This is a genomic window from Bradyrhizobium sp. HKCCYLRH2060 (assembly GCF_051168135.1).
Lineage (GTDB): Bacteria > Pseudomonadota > Alphaproteobacteria > Rhizobiales > Xanthobacteraceae > Bradyrhizobium.
The window spans coordinates 94090-108660 of sequence record NZ_JBNPUK010000006.1 but is presented as its reverse complement, the minus strand read 5'-3'; the positions used below and the strand labels follow the sequence as shown (position 1 = coordinate 108660).

13 protein-coding genes and 1 tRNA gene are annotated in these 14571 nt (G+C 67.6%); 9 read left to right on the top strand and 5 right to left on the bottom strand.

Annotation, left to right across the window (positions count from 1 at the left end; genetic code table 11):
- Positions 1-395 precede the first annotated feature (395 nt).
- Both ACQR10_RS14710 and ACQR10_RS14705 read left to right on the top strand, forming a co-directional pair.
- Positions 396-1433, top strand: a complete 1038-nt coding sequence (locus tag ACQR10_RS14710; RefSeq protein WP_316216810.1) for an LLM class flavin-dependent oxidoreductase — start codon at positions 396-398, stop codon at positions 1431-1433.
- Positions 1434-1664: 231 nt separating this feature from the next.
- On the top strand, positions 1665-2051 hold the full coding sequence (locus ACQR10_RS14705; RefSeq protein ID WP_434848543.1) for a hypothetical protein: 387 nt from the start codon (positions 1665-1667) through the stop codon (positions 2049-2051).
- Between the two features lie 10 nt (positions 2052-2061).
- Here ACQR10_RS14705 and ACQR10_RS14700 read toward each other — a convergent pair whose 3' ends face one another.
- From ACQR10_RS14700 to ACQR10_RS14690, 3 genes are all read right to left on the bottom strand, one after another.
- Entirely contained in the window at positions 2062-4197 is a 2136-nt protein-coding gene (locus tag ACQR10_RS14700) for a tetratricopeptide repeat protein (RefSeq protein ID WP_316216812.1), read from the bottom strand.
- Positions 4198-4279: 82 nt separating this feature from the next.
- A complete protein-coding gene (locus ACQR10_RS14695; protein WP_316216813.1) occupies positions 4280-4972 on the bottom strand; it encodes a flavin reductase family protein in 693 nt (230 codons plus the stop codon).
- A 187-nt stretch (positions 4973-5159) separates the two neighbouring features.
- Positions 5160-5236 (bottom strand) — tRNA-Arg (locus ACQR10_RS14690).
- 399 nt (positions 5237-5635) lie between these two features.
- Here ACQR10_RS14690 and ACQR10_RS14685 point away from each other — a divergent pair.
- The 3 genes from ACQR10_RS14685 to ACQR10_RS14675 are packed head-to-tail and all read left to right on the top strand — an operon-like array spanning position 5636 to position 8139.
- Entirely contained in the window at positions 5636-6559 is a 924-nt protein-coding gene (locus ACQR10_RS14685) for a spermidine synthase (RefSeq protein ID WP_316216814.1), read from the top strand.
- Positions 6556-7173, top strand: a complete 618-nt coding sequence (locus tag ACQR10_RS14680) for a fused MFS/spermidine synthase (protein ID WP_315800559.1) — start codon at positions 6556-6558, stop codon at positions 7171-7173. The genes ACQR10_RS14685 and ACQR10_RS14680 overlap by 4 nt, the downstream gene beginning before the upstream one ends.
- A 21-nt stretch (positions 7174-7194) precedes the next feature.
- Complete coding sequence (locus tag ACQR10_RS14675; protein WP_315800560.1) at positions 7195-8139, top strand: M28 family peptidase; 945 nt, start codon at positions 7195-7197, stop codon at positions 8137-8139.
- A gap of 9 nt (positions 8140-8148) precedes the next feature.
- On the opposite strand, the gene ACQR10_RS14670 is transcribed toward ACQR10_RS14675, so the two are convergent.
- Positions 8149-10275, bottom strand: coding sequence for a phytoene desaturase family protein (locus tag ACQR10_RS14670; RefSeq protein ID WP_316216816.1), 2127 nt, complete (start codon positions 10273-10275; stop codon positions 8149-8151).
- 353 nt (positions 10276-10628) lie between these two features.
- Here ACQR10_RS14670 and ACQR10_RS14665 point away from each other — a divergent pair, with 353 nt between their 5' ends.
- The 3 genes from ACQR10_RS14665 (at position 10629) to ACQR10_RS14655 (ending at position 12337) form a co-directional block, all read left to right on the top strand.
- Positions 10629-11345: a hypothetical protein gene (locus tag ACQR10_RS14665; protein ID WP_316216817.1), complete on the top strand. Its 717-nt coding sequence runs from the start codon at positions 10629-10631 to the stop codon at positions 11343-11345.
- 101 nt (positions 11346-11446) lie between these two features.
- Positions 11447-12043 (top strand): YidB family protein, encoded by a 597-nt coding sequence (locus ACQR10_RS14660; protein WP_315800563.1) that lies wholly within the window; start codon positions 11447-11449, stop codon positions 12041-12043.
- 27 nt (positions 12044-12070) lie between these two features.
- The gene (locus ACQR10_RS14655; protein WP_315800564.1) at positions 12071-12337 is read left to right on the top strand and encodes a GlsB/YeaQ/YmgE family stress response membrane protein; all 267 of its coding nucleotides are present in this window, start codon (positions 12071-12073) and stop codon (positions 12335-12337) included.
- A 131-nt stretch (positions 12338-12468) separates the two neighbouring features.
- Here the strand turns inward: ACQR10_RS14655 and ACQR10_RS14650 are convergent, their stop codons facing one another.
- The gene (locus ACQR10_RS14650) at positions 12469-13248 is read right to left on the bottom strand and encodes an SDR family NAD(P)-dependent oxidoreductase (RefSeq protein ID WP_315800565.1); all 780 of its coding nucleotides are present in this window, start codon (positions 13246-13248) and stop codon (positions 12469-12471) included.
- Between the two features lie 246 nt (positions 13249-13494).
- Here ACQR10_RS14650 and ACQR10_RS14645 point away from each other — a divergent pair, with 246 nt between their 5' ends.
- Positions 13495-14559 (top strand): acyl-CoA dehydrogenase family protein, encoded by a 1065-nt coding sequence (locus tag ACQR10_RS14645; protein ID WP_316216818.1) that lies wholly within the window; start codon positions 13495-13497, stop codon positions 14557-14559.
- Positions 14560-14571: the final 12 nt, after the last annotated feature.

The window sequence follows — 14571 nt, the reverse complement described above, 5'->3', positions numbered from 1 at the left end:
GTCCGCAACGGATCGTTCGTCGGCGCGAAACCGCGCTGCGACCCGCTACGGCCACCGCATCCCCGCCTCGCGTCTCGTGACGACCGCGCGTACGCCCCTCATCGATGAGGCAGGTTGGATGCAATAGAGCATACTTTCTGGAAAAACGAAAGAGATATTTTTGCCGCCTTGACCTTGACGCGGACGGCGGCCGGGCCGCCTTCTCCCCCCTCTATCCACCGTCATCGCCGGGCATGAGGTGCCTGAAGCCAACAGGCGAGCTCTCCACACACGGGGTTCTGTCGTTGCCGCACCATCGAAACCCTGTGTTTCGCTCCAGCCGCTTGCAATCCTGCTCCGCCCCTTCCAGCTAACGGCGTGACGCCGTATGACGGCCCGACGCAATGGAATGAGATATGACCACACGGATCGAATTCGGCCTGGACACGTTCGGCGACGTCACCCGCGGCGCTGATGGCGACATGGCCTCGCATGCCCAGGTGATCCGCGACGTGGTCGAGGAAGCGGTGCTGGCCGACCAGCTCGGGCTCGATTTCATCGGGCTCGGCGAGCACCATCGCGGCGATTTCGCGATCTCGGCGCCCGAAGTGGCGCTGGCCGCGATCGCGGCGCAGACCTCGCGCATCAAGCTCGGCTCGGCGGTGACGGTGCTGAGCTCGGACGATCCGATCCGCGTGTTCCAGCGATTTTCGACGCTGGACGCCGTCTCGAACGGCCGCGCCGAGGTGATCCTCGGCCGCGGCTCCTTCACCGAGTCCTTCCCGCTGTTCGGCTTCGATCTCAAGGACTACGAGGCGCTGTTCGAGGAGAAGCTCGATCTGTTCGTCAGCCTGCTGCCGCAGCAGCCGCTGACCTGGCAGGGCAATCTGCGCCCGCCGCTGCGCGAGCAGCTGGTCTACCCGCCGGTCGAGCACGGCCGGCTGAAGGCCTGGATCGGCGTCGGCGGCAGCCCGGAGTCCGTGGTGCGCGCGGCGCATTACGAGCTGCCGCTAATGCTCGCGATCATCGGCGGCGATCCCGCGCGGTTCGCGCCTTATGTCGAGCTCTATCATCGTGCGATCAAGCAGTTCGGCCGCGAGATGAATCCGATCGGCGTGCATTCGCCGGGCTATGTCGCCGACACCGACGACCAGGCGCGCGAGGAGCTGTGGCCGGACTACAAGACCATGCGCGACCGCATCGGCCGCGAGCGCGGCTGGCCGCCGATGGGCCGCGACGAATTCGTGCAGGAGGCCGACCACGGCTCGCTCTATGTCGGCTCGCCGGAGACCGCGGCGCGGAAGATCGCCGCGACGATCAAGGCCCTCGGCCTGTCGCGCTTTCAACTGAAGTATTCGGCCGGCCCGCTGCCGCATGCGAAGCTGATGCGCAGCATCGAGCTGTATGGCCGGGTGGTGGTGCCGCGGGTGCGGGAGTTGCTGGCGGAGCAGTAGGCCGCCTCCGCGGTTCTTGACCATGTCCGCAACCGCGCCTGGCTCCTGCATCACGGGACCTGGATCAAAGGCGGGCGGCTCGTTCAGGACAATCCAAGCGAGCCGATTAAGAGAGCCTTCGTGACACGCAGCATAAGCTCGACGTCGCGCACGCCTGCTCCGATCAAGGGGGCGCAATCCGATCGGCTGCCCGGAGGCAGACGACGATCTCGCGGGCCTGGGAACGAACTGATGTTGCTGAAGATCATCGCGGTGGTTTACGGACTCTGGTTCGTCCAGGCCGCCCTGGACTCCGGCTTCTACGATACGCCGGCTCACATGGTGAGCTCGACGCTCGCGCTCGGCGGGTTGCTCGCGCTGTTCGATCATGCCTTCAGGATGGGCTTGCTCTCCGCCAACATCTGGCGGGTGGTTGCGCTTGTCTACGTCGCCGACGGCCTGGTCCACGTGGTACCGAGCGCCAAGGCTCTGATCGAGGCGCAACGTTTCGAGGTGCTGGCGGGCGCTGCGGCGATCAGCTTCGTTTTCCAACTCCCGATGCTGTTCAGCTTGTGGCGATTGTCGTTTCCGTCCACGCGCTCGGATCAGACCGGTCTCGCACGCATGGCCACGCGATAGGCGTCGGGCCTCATAAGCCTTCGACGTCCGCTCTCGGCCTCATACCCGGCCCGGGCGACAGCAGCCCGCGCTCACCTGCTACCAGCCGCGCAAGCTCCCCGGCCGTCCGCGCCAGCACACCATCCCAGGCCATCGGCTTGTCCTGGCGGAACAGCCGCATGGTCGGATACCACGGGCTGTCGGCGCGGTCGCGCAGCCAGCGCCAGTCGAGCGCGTAAGGCAACAGCACCCAGACCGGGCGGCCGAGCGCGCCGGCGAGATGCGCCACCGACGTGTCGACGGAGATGACGAGATCGAGCGCGGCGACGGCAGCTGCGGTCTCGGCGAAGTCGCTGAGCAGCGGCCCGAGATCGATGACGTCGGTGCCAAGCTCGGCGAGCCCTAGCGCATCGCCAGGACGCGGCTCCTTCTGCAAGGAATAGAGCTGCACGCCCGGCATCACCAGCCGCGGCAGCACCGCCTGCGCGGTGAGCGAGCGCTGGCGGTCGCCCTTGTGCCTGGGATTGCCGGCCCAGACGACGCCGACTTTCAACGACGGCGCGCGGCCCAGCACGCTGCGCCACGCGGCCATCTTGATCGGATCAGCTGCGAGATAAGGCACCTCGGCCGGGATCGTCTCCAGCGTGGTGCCGAAGATGCGCGGCAGATCCATCAGCGGCGCCTGCAGGTCGACTGGCGGCAGCGGCGCGCCGCGCGGCACCACGGTCACGCCCTCCAGGCAGCGCAGCAGCGGCGCGATCGCCGGCTGCACCTGCAGCACGACCGGGCCGCCCATCATCCTGACGCGATCGACATAGCGCACGAACTGCAGCGCGTCGCCGATGCCGTATTCGGCGAACAGCAGCAGCGTGCGTCCGTCGAGCGGCGCGCCCTGCCATTCGGGTGCCTCGAAGCGCGGCATGCCCGCGGACAGATCCGGACAGTCGCGGCCCCAGCGATGCTCGGCAAAGCCGTTCACGAGGTCGCCGCACATCAGCAGGAAATGCGCGTGATTGTAGCGCGCCAGCGCATCGTCGGGCGCCAGCGCGACCGCGCGGTGGGAGGCCGCCAGCGCGGCGTCGATGTCGCCGGCGTTGCGCAGCGCCACCGCGAGGTTGGCGTGGCCCTTGGCGTAAGCAGGATCGGCGGCCACGGCACGGCGATGCGCCGCGACGGCCTCGATGGTCTCGCCGCGCATCTCGTGGATGATACCCAGATTGGTGTGCGCCGGGGCGTGATCGGGCAGCAAGGCCAGCGCGTGCTCGCAGGCGGCCATCGCCGCATCGAGCTGGCCGGTCCCGCACAGGCAGGCGGCGAGATTGCTGAGCACGACCACATCGGTGGGATCGAGCACGGCGGCGCGCCGATAGGCCTCGACGGCCTCGGCCGGGCGGTCGGCCTCATGCAGCGCGTGCCCGAGCAGCCGCGCAGCATTGGCATCGCCCGGCGCGAGATCGCAGGCCCGACGATAATGGAGCGCGGCCTCGGCAAAGGCGCGCTGCTTGTAGAGCACATCGCCAAGGCTGAGATGCAGGCCGGCATCGGCCGGATGGACGGCGAGCGCATGCTGATAGGCCGGCACCGCCGCCGCATGATTTCCCTGGTCGGCGAGCACATGCGCCAGCGCCCGCCACGCCTCGGGGTAGGCCGGGTCGCGTTCGAGCAGCGCACGGTAGACGGCTTCGGCCTCCGCGAGACGGCCCTGACGCGTCAGGGCCAGCGCGAGATTCCAGCGCGCATGCGCGAGCGCAGGATCGAGCGTCAGCGCCTGGCGATAGGCGGCCTCGGCCTCGGCGAAGCGCGACAGCTCCAGCAGCGCGCTGCCGAGCCTGCTCTGAATCGCCGCATCGAGCGGCCGCAACGCCGCTGCGCGCGCGAACGCATCGGCGGCGCCGTTGCGCTCGCCTTTCACCGCCAGCGCATCGCCGAGCGTGACATACGCCGGCGCATGGCGGGGATCGCGGGCGAAGACGCGCCCGAGCAGCTCCGCGCCCTCGGCCATGCGGCCGTCGGCAAAGGCGAGGATCGCGGACAGATGCAGCGCCGGCAGATGATCCGGCACCGCCTGGAGGATGTCGCCGCACAGTGCCTTGGCCGGTCCGGCGCGCCCCGCATTGTAATGATCGGCCGCCTCGATCAGCAGCCGGTCGACAGCCACAGCCCCCATGATGTCCTTGACCTCTCGCACCCGGATGCAAGCTTGAACGGGCGGCCGGGCGATTCCAGGCGAGACTAGAGGCCGAGCCGGCTCAGCCTGCCGCGGTCTCCATCCGCGTCGGCACGTTGCGCGCGCGCTCGACATCGGGCGTGCGATAGGCCGCCTCCGGAATGGTCCCGAGCCGCGAATCGTGAAGGCGCGGGCCGAGGCCGTAGAACTGCTGGAAGCTCATGATCAGCGGCCGCCATTTGTCGGGATCGATGCGGTCGCGGACGCCGTCCATCAGGAGGGCGCCGTCGACATGAACGCGCTGGACGCGGACCTCGAAGCACTGGATGTGCCCCTTCAGCAGCGCGTCGTCATCGGCGACGCCATGCACCGCTTCGACGCGCGCTTCGAGCTGAACCGGACATTCGGCGACACGCGGCGCGGCCACCGTTTCGGACCTGACCGCGGTGAGGCCGGCCGCGGCGAACTTGTCCGGCTCATGGCGGTAGCCCTTGCGCTGCTTCATCGCCGGCACCGGGTCCGATCCCGTGGTCAGCGCCAGGCGATCGACCGCGGCGGCGAGATCGACCGACGCCAGGTTCAGCACGCACTCGCCGGTGCGGCGCATGTTCTGCGGCGTCTTCGATCCCGCCGCGAGGCCCAGCATGCAGCGCCAGCCGAGCCAGAATGCCGACGACATCGGCGCGAGATTGAAGCCGCCGTCCTCGTTGACCGTGCTGATGAGGACGACCGGCGTCCCGAAATAAAGAATGCCCGGCTCGATGGTCGTATGCATGGAAAACTCTCCAGGGTGATGCGTCTCGGCGGCGACTGCGCGCCGCGTGGACGGGGCTCAGGCCGCCGTCTCACCCGGAGAAGGTCCTCGATGGCAGCGACGCGCTCCACCCGATTCCCGGTCGGGCCTGATCAAGCACGCAATGGGTTTGATCTGGAGAGGTCTGCGCGCGCAAGGCTGCGGCAGATGGCGATCCCGGCATGACTCGAACATGCGACCTACGGTTTAGGAAACCGCCGCTCTATCCAGCTGAGCTACGGGACCGGAGCCTGCACCGAAGTGCACCTGCTTCGCTGCCTCCATAGCAGACCCGGCCACCGACCGGAAGCCTCTCCGGTGACCGCCAGCACGGCGTGGCTCACCGTGGCACAGCGCCGCGCGGCAGGTTCGCGGGTCCGGTTCAGCGAGGGGGAACGTCGCCGCGCCGGACCGCTCGAAGGGGCTGCCGCGATCACACCCCCGTTGGCCGGGGCCGGTTTGACTATCCGGGAGGCAGCCAATGGTCTAAGAGAACGGCGCCGATGCGGAACCGGCCTCGGGATCGCCGTATTGGTCGTGCCTGAGCGCATCTCGGACCGGAGGATAGCCGTCCTGCGAAGCCGGAGCCGCCAGGTCACATAGACCTTGCCCATCATTTTTCAGCCGAGGGAAACGATTAAGTCGATGCTCATCCGGTCGGTCATTTCAGGCGCGCTCGCAAGCTTCCTCTCCATCGCCGCCGCAAGCGCGCAGGACACCCGCAATCTGCTGGAGTCCAAGGAGTCGCTCTACAACAACATCTATGTCTATGAGCAGGCGCCCTACCGCAGCATGACCTTCGGTCACAACCGGCGCATCTATACCGAGAGCGTCTACAACACCCGCGACGAGCTCGACCTGCCGGTCGACTATACCCGCTTCATGACCGCGAGCGTGATGTACGCCAAGAATGTCAGCTCCATTCTCGAGATCGGCTTCGGCGGCGGCCGCACCGCGTGGTACCTGCACCGCTTCCTGCCCAAGGTGCAGGTGACGTCGGTCGAGCTCGATCCGACGGTGCTGGAGCTCGCCAAGAAATATTTCGGCATCAAGGAGGAGCCGAACTTCCACGTCGCCAACCGCGACGGCCGGCTGTTCGTGCAGGAATCCAAGGACCGCTACGACATCATCCTGATCGACGCCTATCGCGGGCCGTTCGTGCCGTTTCATCTCCTGACCAAGGAATTCTACCAGCTCGTCAAGGACCATCTCGCCGAGGGCGGCGTGGTGGCGCAGAACGTCGAGCCGTCGACGATGCTGTTCGACGCCGCGGTGAAGACCATTCACAGCGTGTTCCCGCAGGTCGACTTCTACGAGGCCGGCGGCAACATCGTCATGGTCGCATATCCCGGCGACGAGCGGAAGGCGGAAGATCTCGCCGGCATCGCGCAAGAGCGCGACAAGGAATTCGGCTTCCGCTACAAGCTCGCCGACATGCTGGCGCAGCGCAAGCGCATCGACATCGACAACGGCCAGGTGATCGACGCCAAGGCCAAGGTGCTGACCGACGACTTCGCGCCGGTCGAGGCGCTGAAGAGCATCGAGCGCCACAACAAGAAGCTGCCATGAGCGAGCACGTGTCCCGCGCCGGCATGCTGGCGATCTATGTCTGCTCGTTCCTGGTCGGCTGCGTGCTGATGGGCTTCGAGATGCTCGGCAGCCGCTACCTCAACCCGTATTTCGGCAGCGGCATCGGCGCCTGGGCGAGCCTGATCTCGACCGTGCTGTGCGCGCTCGCGATCGGCTATTTCGCCGGCAGCGCCATCGTCGACCGGCAACCGTCGACGCGCACCATCGGCACCATGATCCTGATCGCCGCCGCCTACATGGCGCTGGTGCCGGCGACCGCCGATACCGTGATGGCCGACATCCTCGACAGCATCGGCGACGGGCCGATGGCGACGCTGATGGCCTCGACCGCGCTGCTGCTGGTGCCGCTGACCCTGCTCGGCACCTTCTCGCCGATCGCCGTCAGCCTGCTGACGCGCTCGGCCGGCGAGGCCGGCCGTGTCGCCGGGCTGGTCTACGGCGTCTCGACCATCGGCAACGTCGTCGGCACGCTGGTCACGACGTTCGCACTGATTCCGACCATCGGCTCGCGCGCCATCACCTATTATTTCGCCGTGGTGCTGGCTGGCTGCGCCGGCATCCTGTTCATTCCCTTCGGCAAGAAGCCGTCCTGACATCGTTGAAGAGCTTTTCGGATGACCGAGTTCTGGCCCCGCCTCGCCGCCACCGCGACAACGGCCGCGTTGCTGCTGACGTCGCCGGCCGCCCACGCCGCGGACGCAAAGATCGAGTTGTGGGACGGCCAGCGCGCGATGTCCGTCATCGCCGATCTCTTGCGCTTCACGCCGCGCTCGATGGGTGAGCCGGGGCATCAGAAAACGATCGACTACATCAAGGACGCGATGGCCAAGAGCGCGGCGGATGCGGTGCTCACGCAGAGCTTCTCCGCCAAGGGTGACGACGGCAAGGCGATCCCGCTCACCAACATCATCGCCCGCTTCCAGGTGCAGAACCCGCGGCGCGTTATCGTCGCGACCCATTACGACAGCATCATCAAGGCCTATCGCGATCCGAAGTCGCCGGATGCGCCGATGCCGGGCGCCAACAACTCCGCCTCGGCGGTGGCGCTGCTGCTGGAGACCGCACGCGTGCTGTCGCTGTCGCCGCGGCCCGACGTCGGCATCGACCTGATCTTCTTCGACGGCGAGGAAGGGCCGAAATCGCTCGGCGCCGGCGATCCGACCTGGCGTCCCCTCGGCTCGCCGCATTTCGCGGCCAACCTGAAGACGTATTATCCGACGCACAAGCCGGAGAAGGCGGTCGATTTCGACATGGTCTGCGACAAGGATCTCAAGCTGCAGCCGGAGCCGTCGTCGCTGGCCTCGGCGCTGCCGGAGGTCAAGAAGTTCTGGAGCATCGGCAGCCGGATCGCGCCGCAGGCGTTCTCGCCGGAGCCCACGACGTACCCGATCAGCGACGACCACACGGCGCTGCAGCAGGCCGGAATTCCGAGCTTCCTGGTCATCGACTTCGACTACGAGCCCTATTTCAACACCACGCAGGATACGATCGAACAGTGCTCGGCGCAGAGCCTGGAGACCGTCGGCCGCACCCTGCTGCGCTACCTCTACACGCCCTGATCGCCGCGCTCATGCCGCCTTCGGCGGCGCTGTCATTGCGTCCGATGCGACATCTGATACGCGCGCCAGCAGGCCGGGCACGAGCGCCTCGGCCGCCTCCGCGCCCGAGATCACCACGGCCTCGACGCCGGCTCCGGCATTGCCGCCGCCGGCGATGACGAGATTGCGCACCGGCGCCTTGGCGCCCTTCAGCCGTCCCGACCGGGCCACGCCATAGATCGCGCCGGCACTGGCGAGGTCGTAGCGCGCATAGGTCACGGGGCTGGCGTCGGTGCGGTAGACGATATGCTGCGACAGGCCGGGAATGATGGTCTCGGCGGCGGCGACCATGGCATCGCCGAGCTGCTGCTTGCGCGCCTCGTAGTCCGGCGAGCGCCGCCACGCCTTCCAGTCGTCGCCGCCCTCGTCGGGAAACCAGCTCTTGGCCTGTTCGTGAGGAACGAGGGTGATGATCGTCATCGTCGCATGGCCTTCCGGCGCCGCCGACGGATCGAGCTTGGACATTACCGCGAGCCCGATCCCCATCGGGGAGTCGAGATGCGCGGCGGGCGCGACGTCCGGCACCATGTCGAGGCCGAGATGCACCGAGAAGCACGACGTCGCCGGTACGAGGGCACGGGCGCGCTCGCGAAAGCCGGCCGGCAGATCGTCGGCCTTCAGAAGCTCGGTGAAGGTGCGGCCGAGATCGGCATTCGAGACCACCGCCTGCGCGCGAACCGTGCGGCCGTTGCCGAGCACGACGCCAACGGCGCGGCCCTCCTCGACCAGAATGCGCGTGACCCTGGATTTCAGATGCACCTCGCCTCCCCGGGCGGTGACCGCCTCTGCGAGCACGTCCGCGAGGTGGCCGGAGCCGTCGACCGGATAGAAGCCGCCCTTGAAATAGTAGCCGAAGATCGGGACCATCTGCGCGCAGCTCAGCGTCTCGCTGCCGTCGCCGAGATAGCCCGACAGCGCATTGAGAGTGGCGATCAGCTCGGGATCGGAGACGTGGGCGGCGACGAGCTCGTCGAACGGGCGGTTCATCCAGCGGTACGCCTGCGGATGCTTGCGCGGGAAGGCCAGCATCTCCTCCAATGTGGCGGGCATGCCGGGAATGCCGCTGCGACCCTGCCCCGTCGCATACATGCTCTCGAAGATGGCATGGATGGTGTCGAACAGCCGGGTCAGCCCGTCCGCGCTGGCTGGAAACATCTCGCAAAGCAGTCGGACATAGGCGCGCCAGTCCTCTGGCACCTCGATGCGCCGGCCGGCGAGACGGTAGGAGTGGGTGACCCGCCGCCATTGGATACGGTCGGCGACGCCGAGCCGGCGCAGCACGCCGTCGACCGGCCCGCCGGGCCAGACGCCGGAGAAATCGTGCGGCCCGGCATCGAAGCGATACAGCACCGGCTTGTTGTCGTGGTGCGCCTTGCGAAGATAAGTGTGGCAGAAGCCGCCGGGCACGACGTGGTGGTCGAACACCTTCACCTTCAGCCCGGACTCCGCGAGCAGGGCCGCGGCCGTCAGCCCGCCGATTCCAGCGCCGATCACCGCGACATCGCAATCGGTCTCGGCCGCGGAGGCGAAGCCCGGCGCCGGCCAATGGCACTCCTCGCGCGCGGCCCGCATGCGCAGCAAGGCCTGGCGAATTGCGAAGCGGGGGCCGAAGATCGAGATCAGCGCGCCGCCGATGACGATCGCCGTCGTGATCCAGGAGGCGACGCTGGCCCAGCGGCACAGGCCGAGCACGAGGAACAGGACGCCCCAGAGCCCGGTCATCAGCATGTTGATCAGGTGGAACTGGGGCGTCGAGGCGCTGTCGGCATACGCCGACCGGGAATAATCCCCGGTCCAGGGGCGGCCGACGGCGAGCGAAGCGAAGCTGATGAGGCCGAGCCCAGCGAAGGACAGCCACAGGGCATTGCCGGCCGTCCAATTCGGCGCGACGTCGTTGGCGATCGCCAGCACGACGAAAAGGGCGAGGCTTCCGAGTTCCAGCAGCGCGAGCTCGCTACGGGAGGCGCGCCAGACATTGGCGGCCAGCGCCAGGGCCAGCGCGGACCACACCGCCCATGCCGGCTGATGCCAGGCCAGCAGGGTCCAGAACACGACGAACGGCAGCAGCGCCAGCTTGACCGTGAGGAACACCTTCATCGCAGCCTCCTCCGCGCCGGGCGGCGCAATCCATCTTTCCAGTGTCAAGATATTCATAGGAGCGCTTGTGCGGTCCAGTCAACACCAATCTTTCCATCGTCAAGATTAGTTTCGTCAACTACGGCGGGATGAAAATGGTGGAAAAAAGCTGCGTATCGTTCCGGCGCCACAGCAAGGTGCGATTCACGAACGGCGCCGCCGTCATTGCCGACCCGACTGTGGCAACGAGATCACGGAACCACGGCAGATAAAGAAGAAAGTCGCAAATTACGCAGCATTGGAGTCACACATCGCCCCAAATTGGCGACAATCTCCCGTCATCTGAGGCGGGGAGCCGCTGAGGATTGCCGTTCGTGTACCGACCCCACTTGCCAATTCTGGTCTTTGCAGCGATCACCTGCCTGCCTGCGGTGCAACCTCAACGCGCGCATGCGGAATGGTGGAGCCGCTCCCCGACGGATTTCGAGGAGTGCGCCGACGCCGCCGAGAAGTCCGCCTCCAAGGAGGAGAAGACCGCGGCGCTGGCGCAATGCAACGCCAAATTTGCCGGGAGACGGAAGCCGGGCGGCGGCTATGTCTACTACGACTTCATGCAGGACCGCAGCTTCGACATCGCCGGGCCCAATCCCACGGCCGAAGAGCAGAAGTTCATCGACCAGCAGTATACGCAATACCTCGAGCGCCAGCGCCACGCCAACATGAGCTCGGCAATGATGTCGCGGCCGCAGACGCAGGACCTCCAGCCCTCGCTCCGGGACATGACGGCGCGGGCCGCGATCGAGCCGCCGAAGCCGGCCATGCCGGCGCCGCCGCCGCAACGGCCGAGCAAGCCGCCGGCCGCGACCGCGCAGGGCGGCTTGCCACCGCCGGCGTCGAACGTGGAGGCACGCGCCCGCATCAAGGCAGCGCAATGCGCCAAGGATGGCTGGCGGCGCGATTCGTTCTCGTGCAACTTTCCGGTCCTGTCGGAGAAGCTCGACGAGCTGAAGCGGATGTTCACCGGCCCGAGCCAGACCGCTGCCGCACCGCCCGGAGCCAAGGCGCCGAAACGGGCCGAAGCCCGGAACTGAGCCGCGCGCGACACGTTCCCCTGTGCGACCCTTCTGACCGCGGCTTGTAACGCTCCGTGCAAGCCAATAGCTTTGTCGGCGTGGGGCGCAGGAGGCAGGTCATGGGTCTACTCGATATCCTCAACGGCATGCAGAACGGCCCGAATGGGCCAAGTCATCCGGCCACGCAGAAGAGCGGCGGCATGTCGCCAATGACGATGGCGATCCTCGCTTTGCTGGCGTGGAAAGCGGTGAAGCATTTCTCGCAGAATGGGCAGCAGCCGAACGCGGCGCCCGCGCCGGTCCCGCCGTCTCAGCCGACCGGGAATCAAGGCGGACCGCTCGGCGGTGCGCTTGGTGGCGGATTGAGCGGCGGCCTCGGCAACATCATCGCTGGCGGACTCGGCGGCCTGCTCGCCGGCGGCGCCGCCGGCAGCGTCTTGTCCGGCGGGCTCGGCGATCTGCTGCGCCAGTTGCAGGACAAGGGCCATGGCGACACCGCGAACTCCTGGGTCTCCCCCGGCGAGAACAAGCCGATCTCGCCCGGCGACCTCGCCAATGCGCTCGGCGCCGACCAGATCGATCAGCTCACCGCGCAGAGCGGGCTGTCGCGCGACGAGCTGTTGAACGGGCTGAGCCAGTACCTGCCGAAGGTGGTCGATCAGCTCACGCCGGACGGGCGGCTGCCGACCGAGCACGAGTTGGCGAGCCGGATCTGAGCGCGACCTTCAGGCAAGGATCATGTCATGCTCTATATTTTGATCGTCGGGCTGGTCGCCGGCTTCCTCGCCCGGCTTCTGTCGCCGGGACCGAACAACCCCTCCGGCTTCATCCTGACCGCCGTGCTCGGCATCGTCGGCGCATTCCTCGCCACCGCGGTGGGACAGGCGATCGGGCACTATGGTCCGAACCAGGGCGCCGGCTTCATCACCGCGACGATCGGCGCCGTGGTGGTGCTGTTCATCTGGAACAGGCTGGTCGCCAGCGGCACGATCCGCGATTTCAATCGCTAGCGCGCTCGCTCCAAGCGCTCTCACTCCAAGTCATTGCCAGCCAGGCGGCGACGCAATCCAGCACCAACAAGGTCTGGACTGCGCCGTCGCGTCGGCTGTTCACCACGACGGCGTCGCCCCAAGAAACGGCGTCACCCCAACAGATGCATCCCCGCATCCATGCGCACGACCTCGCCGGTCATGTGGCCTGACGCCGGGCTCGCCAGGAACGCCACGAGCTGCGCGATATCCTCGGCGGATGAAGCCGCGCGCAGCGGCACCCGCGCCACCACCGCATCGCGCACCTGCTTGGCGCCGGCCTCGCCGCGGCCCTTGGTGAACCACGGCGTATCGATGTAGCCGGGGCAGACGGTGTTGATGCGGATCGCTGGCGCCAGGGCGCGCGCCAGCGACAGTGTCATCGTGTTCAGCGCGCCCTTGCTGGCGGCATAGGCAACCGACGAGCCGACGCCGCTGATGCCGGCCACCGACGAGACGTTGACGACCGCGGACGCACGCGCCGTCGCCTTGGCCGCTGCTTCCAGCAGCGGCCGTGCGGCGCGCACCATCTGGAAGGGGCCGATGGTGTTGACCGCGAAGATGCGCTGGAAATCCTCCGCCGAAAGGCCGTCGAGCTGATCGTGCGGGACGTGCTTGGTGGTGCCGGCATTGTTGACGAGGGCATCCAGCCGGCCCCAGGCCGCGGCGGCGGCGACGATCTTGCGGCAATCCTCGTCGCGCGACACGTCGCCTTGAATGACGACGACCTCGACTCCTTCCTTGCGGCAGAGATCAGCGGTCTGCTCGGCTTCACTCTTGCTGTTCGAATAGTTCACGACGATGCGCATGCCGGCCTTCGCCAGCAGCAACGCGGTCGCGGCTCCGAGGCCGGACGCCGACCCCGTCACGACCGCGCACAGACCTTCAGCCATTCCGCACCTCCCTGTTTGCCTTTGCCTGTTACCTTGCTTCTTCTTAGCCAACATCGCTGCATCTGCAAAATCGGCAAAATCTCCGCAGCGCGGAAATCGCTCGCCTCCATGCGGCGAGCGGACGGGGCCCTGCAGCGCGCTACGCTTGTCAGGGCCATCGCTTGCGCCCATCATGCCGGCAAGACATCGCCGGCGCGCGCAGGACATGGCGCGCCGAGACCGACGACAACGAGGGCGAGGAGCGCTGTGGCGGAAGCTGAGAACATCGTCGTTGCGACCGCGGAGAGGATCTTCGCCGATCTCGCCGACCCGCAGACGATCAACCACGACAAGGACGGCCGCTGGACGGCGCCGCTGTGGCAGGCGCTGAGCGAGGCCGGCCTGACGCTCGCCTGGGTGGGCGAGGAGTTCGGCGGCGCCGGCACTGACCTCGCCGACGGCTTCGAGATCATCAATGCCGCCGGCCGTTTTGCGATTGCGGTGCCGCTGGCCGAGACGCTGCTCGCCGGCTGGCTGCTGCAACAAGGCGGCATTGCCTCGCCCGACGGCGCCATGACGATCGCGCCGGCTCATCCGAGAGACCGGATCACGCTCGACGCTGACGGCACCTTGTCCGGCCATGCCCGCGGCGTGCCGTTCGCCAGAGCCGCGCAGCATGTTGCCGTGCTCGCGCAAGGCGGCGACGGCGTGTCGATCGCGCTGGTCGAGACCGCGCGGCTGCGCATCGACGCGGGCCTCAACCTCGCCAACGATCCCAGCGACACGCTGACGTTCGACAAGATCACGCCGGTGGCATGCCGGCCGGCGCCGGCCGGCTTCGACGCCACGACATTGATGCTGATGGGCGGCGTTGCCCGCGGACTGCAGATCGCCGGCGCGCTGGATCGGCTGCTCGCGATCAGCGTCAACTATGCGGGTGAGCGCGTCGCCTTCGAGAAGCCGATCGGCAAATTCCAGGCGGTGCAGCACAATCTCGCACGGCTGGCCGGTGAGAGCGCCGCCGCGAGCGCGGCCGCGACATCGGCCGCGGATGCGATCGCGCGGGCCGCCGCGTTCGACGACGCGGTGTTTCTCGAAGCCGCAGCGGCCAAGATCCGCTGCGCCGAGGCCGCCGAGAAGGGCGCGGCGATCGCGCATCAGGTGCACGGCGCCATCGGCTTCACCACCGAGCACATCCTGCATCGCTTCTCCTTGCGCGCGCTGGGCTGGCGCGACGATTTCGGCTCCGAGAGCCATTGGGCCGTCGAGCTCGGCAGGCGCGTCGCCGCACACGGCGCCGATGAGCTGTGGCCGCTGGTCGCCTCGCGCTGACGACGAAGAGGA